Source organism: Bartonella sp. AP57NXGY (genome assembly GCF_042195805.1).
Classification (GTDB): domain Bacteria; phylum Pseudomonadota; class Alphaproteobacteria; order Rhizobiales; family Rhizobiaceae; genus Bartonella.
This window is the reverse complement of the sequence record NZ_JBHIOZ010000012.1, coordinates 18598-22965: the sequence shown is the minus strand read 5'-3', so window position 1 is coordinate 22965 and position 4368 is coordinate 18598. Positions and strand designations below refer to the sequence as shown.

The following is a 4368-nucleotide window of genomic DNA, read 5'->3' as shown; positions in this document are numbered from 1 at the left end:
AATGAACAAACATTTTCTTATATACAAAGTACACAACGCGCTCTTGAGTGGGTCTGTGAATCTTATTATCACCACACGCAAAAAGCAGATGAACGCCAACATATTTTCATGCTTCGACGCGATCAAATGAGTGAACAGAGTTTTAAAACGCTTCTTGCATCAGCGCGTATCGTTCTTGATGCCCAAAATGGCTCTTTATCTGAACAACTTAAACGACTTGATGAGAATGATTTTAATCTCACAGTTCGTAAAAATTATCAAGAACCTTATGATCAATTAGACTTGCCAAGATATAACGAAGGACAGCAATTTACAACACAAACTGAACAAAATCTTTTTTCTTCCATTGGTCTTATTAGCCAACAAAAACCATCCTCTTTTCTCCCAAATGGAGAAGATCTAAGGTATTGGAATGGTTACGGTGGTTTTAATCAGCACAATCATTATGTAATACGTCTTCATGGACGTACCACTACACCGCATCCGTGGATTAATGTCATTGCTAATCACAGATTTGGTTTTCATGTCTCTGCTGAAGGTGCAATTTTTACTTGGGCTAACAATAGCCGCGATTATCAACTAACTCCTTGGGCGAATGATCCAACGTCTAACCGACCAGGAGAAGCTCTTTATCTGGTTGATCGCCAGTCTTTAAAACGTTTCTCACCCGTTTCTACTGTTGAATGTGACGAAAATATTGTCTATGAGGCGTGTCATGGGTTTGGATTCTCAACTTTTAAATCAACACATTCAGAAATCGCATTAGAACTGACTCATACACTTGATCCCGAAAAACCTATTCGCTTTTCACGTCTTATCCTTACGAATGAAGGGAAAAAACCACGCAGTTTACGCCTTTATAATTATGTTGAATGGGTTTTGGGAAATGTCCGTACAAAATATGCCCCCTTTATTGTTTCCTCTTATGAGACCAGATGGGGTGCACATTTTATTCAAAATCCCTATCACATCGAGAAATCTCAACAAGTTACATTTTTATCAGCATCCGAAATGCCAACCAGCACGACGACCAATCGCGCTGAATTTATTGGTGCAACGGGAACCGTAACACGTCCAAATGCGATCCGTAAAGCCGCTGCTCTTTCAAATACCATTGAAGCAGGATGTGATCCTTGTTCAGCATTCGCCTATGATATTGATCTTCAACCAGGGCAAACAAAAGAAATCATCTTCTATCTTGGCAGTGCTGAAAATAGGCAAGAAGCTGAAAAATTACTCAATCAAGTACGTGCAAGTGATTTTGAAATTCAGCTCACAAAACAAAAACAGCAATGGAGTGATTTTGTTTCTCCTTTCCAAGTCAAAACACCTGATGCTTCTTTTAATCTTATGGTCAACCATTGGCTTCCTTATCAAATCTACGCATGCCGCATCATGGCACGCGCAGGCTTTTACCAAGCGAGTGGTGCATTTGGTTTTCGTGACCAGTTACAAGATAGCTTGTCTTTGTTATTGCTGGAACCACAATTAGCACGTGAACAATTGTTAAATGCAGCAGCGCACCAATTTCTTGAAGGTGATGTGCAACATTGGTGGTTGCCTGACACAAATGCTGGTGTTCGTACATACATTTCTGATGATATCGTTTGGCTTGCATATGCAACAGCTCTTTATGTCACTACCACTGGTGATGACGCTTTTCTTGATACGCTCATTCCTTTTATTGAAGGTGATGTTCTCAAAAGTGGGCAACAGGATGCTTATTTTCAACCCACCCAATCCCCAAAGGTTGCAACAGTTTATGAACATTGTGTTTTAGCTTTAGACCTTGCCATTAAACGCTGCGGACCACATGGTCTCCCTCTTATTTTAGGTGGGGATTGGAATGATGGCATGAATTTGGTCGGTGTGGAAGGAAAAGGCGAAAGCATTTGGTTAGGATGGTTTCTTGGGTACACATTACAAGCATTTATCTCTTTAGCCAAAAAACGTGGTGACAATAGCCATATGCAAATATGGAGTACGTACCTTGAACATTTAACAAAATGCCTAGAGAAAAATGGTTGGGATGGTGCTTGGTATCGACGTGGTTATTTTGATGATGGAACACCTCTTGGCTCTAAAATCAATGATGAATGTCAAATTGATACCATTGCTCAATCTTGGGCTATCATTTCTCAAATGGCATCGCCTGAACGTCAAAAACAAGCAATGACATCAATGTTGGAACATCTCTATGATAAAAAAGGCGGACTCATTCGCCTTTTTTGGCCGCCTTTTGATAAAAGTACGCTCGAGCCTGGTTATATAAAAGGTTATCCTCCAGGAATTCGAGAAAATGGTGGTCAATATACGCATGGTGCCATTTGGAGTATTTTTGCGTTGGCTGAAATGGAACAAAACGATAAAGCTTATGCTTTATTTTCTATGATAAACCCAATTACCCATGGACAAGATCCTGAAATTTATCGTGTTGAACCTTATGTAATGGTCGCAGATATTTATGCTGTTGAACCACGATGTGGTCAAGGCGGTTGGACTTGGTATACAGGTTCAGCCGGTTGGTTTTATCGCGCCGCAACACAAGCTATTCTTGGAATACAGCGTCAGGGAGACCTATTGTTTTTGCAGCCACATTTACCCTCTATTTGGCCAAAATATGAAGCAACAATGAAGTTTTATGATGCCGTTTATTGCATTAAAGTAAAATGGGGACCTAAAAATATGCTCTATATTAATAGCAAAGAATATACCGAAGTTCATATAGGGATAAAGTTACAAAAAACAGGTCAGCATGAAATTATACGTATTGTCAAATCTTAAAGATTAAAGATGAAAAAAGAGAGCAGACTTTTTATTCTTGTCCAAAACTGTAGAGTTGTTATATTGCACCGCCTATATTAGCCGTGTTGGTGCATAATATTTTAGATTTTATGAAAATGAAAGAAAAAGGTTATGAATCATCCGGATATTGCTAGACGTGTTTACAATCACACTTGGAAACTTGATCCCATTATTCGGTCACTTCTTGATACGGATTTTTATAAGCTTCTAATGGTGCAGATGATTTGGGGGTTATATCCTAATGTTAATGTTACTTTTTCCCTCATAAATCGCTCTAAAACAATACGTCTTGCCGACGATATTGATGAGAGTGAATTGCGTGCCCAACTTGATCATGCTCTTAGTTTGCGCTTTACAAAAAAAGAAATGATTTGGCTTGCTGGTAATACATTTTATGGACGCAAACAAATTTTTGAACCGGATTTTCTTCAGTGGCTTGAGAATTTTCAACTTCCAGAATATGAACTCACCCGCAAAGATGGCCAATATATCCTTCATTTTCATGGACCCTGGGCCCATAGTTCCATGTGGGAAATTCCTGCTCTTGCTATTATTAGTGAATTACGTTCACGTGCTGCTCTCAAAAAACTAGATCGTTTTGCTCTTGATGTACTTTATGCGCGTGCTAAAGCAAAAATGTGGAGTAAAGTTGAACGTCTCAAAAAATTGCCTGATATTAAAATATCTGACTTTGGGACAAGGCGTCGCCATTCTTTTTTATGGCAGCGCTGGTGTGTGGAAGCATTAAAAGAAGGCATTGGTCATTCTTTTACTGGAACTTCTAATGTTCTTCTTGCCATGGATACGGATTTAGAAGCTCTTGGAACCAATGCACACGAATTGCCTATGGTTATTGCGGCTCTCAGCAACAATGATGATGAATTACGCAGAGCTCCGTATCAAGTCTTGCAAGATTGGAATCGTTATTATGGTGGAAATCTTCTCATTGTATTACCTGATACCTTTGGTACAGAAGAATTTTTACGCAATGCACCAGATTGGGTCGCTGATTGGACGGGTTTCAGACCCGATAGTGCGCCTCCTATTGAAGGTGGTGAACGTATTATTCAATGGTGGAAAGAAAAAGGAAAAGATCCACGCAAAAAACTTTTAATTTTTTCTGATGCTCTTGATGTCAATACAATTGAAAAAACCTATCATCATTTCCATGGTAAAGTGCGCATGAGTTTTGGATGGGGCACGGATCTTACCAATGATTTTACAGGCTGTGCACCTCAGGAAATCGAAACTCTTGATGCTCTTTCCCTTGTTTGTAAGGTGACCTATGCCAATGGTCGACCAGCCGTAAAACTTTCAGATAATCCTGAAAAAACGATCGGTGATTCAAAAGAAGTACAACGTTATCTCAATTTTTTTGGTAATAAAAAACGAATTGCTAGACCTATAAAGACATAGTTTCCGGTTCTTTAAAACAAGTATATTGATCCATCATATTGTTTATAAGATTGATTTTTGTCCTACCCTAAGGACGAGGATTCTTAACCTTTGCTGGTCTGTAAACAGTTCGGCTGTTTTTGAGCAGATTCTACTTGGCCTACCACG

General features: G+C 39.2%; 2 protein-coding genes. Both read left to right on the top strand.

Annotation, left to right across the window (positions count from 1 at the left end; translation table 11 throughout):
• A partial coding sequence (locus ACFIL8_RS03110; RefSeq protein ID WP_375688884.1) for a GH36-type glycosyl hydrolase domain-containing protein occupies nt 1-2784 on the top strand: 2784 nt, incomplete at its 5' end.
• Nucleotides 2785-2916: 132 nt separating this feature from the next.
• Nucleotides 2917-4221 carry a nicotinate phosphoribosyltransferase gene (gene pncB / locus ACFIL8_RS03105; RefSeq protein WP_375611404.1) on the top strand — a complete coding sequence of 435 codons (1305 nt, stop codon included), beginning with the start codon at nt 2917-2919 and terminating at the stop codon, nt 4219-4221.
• The last annotated feature ends 147 nt before the right edge of the window (nt 4222-4368 follow it).

Excerpts from the sequence above, each read along its gene's own strand:
- pncB (WP_375611404.1), top strand. The coding sequence starts at position 2,917 with ATGAATCATCCGGATATTGCTAGACGTGTTTACAATCACACTTGGAAA.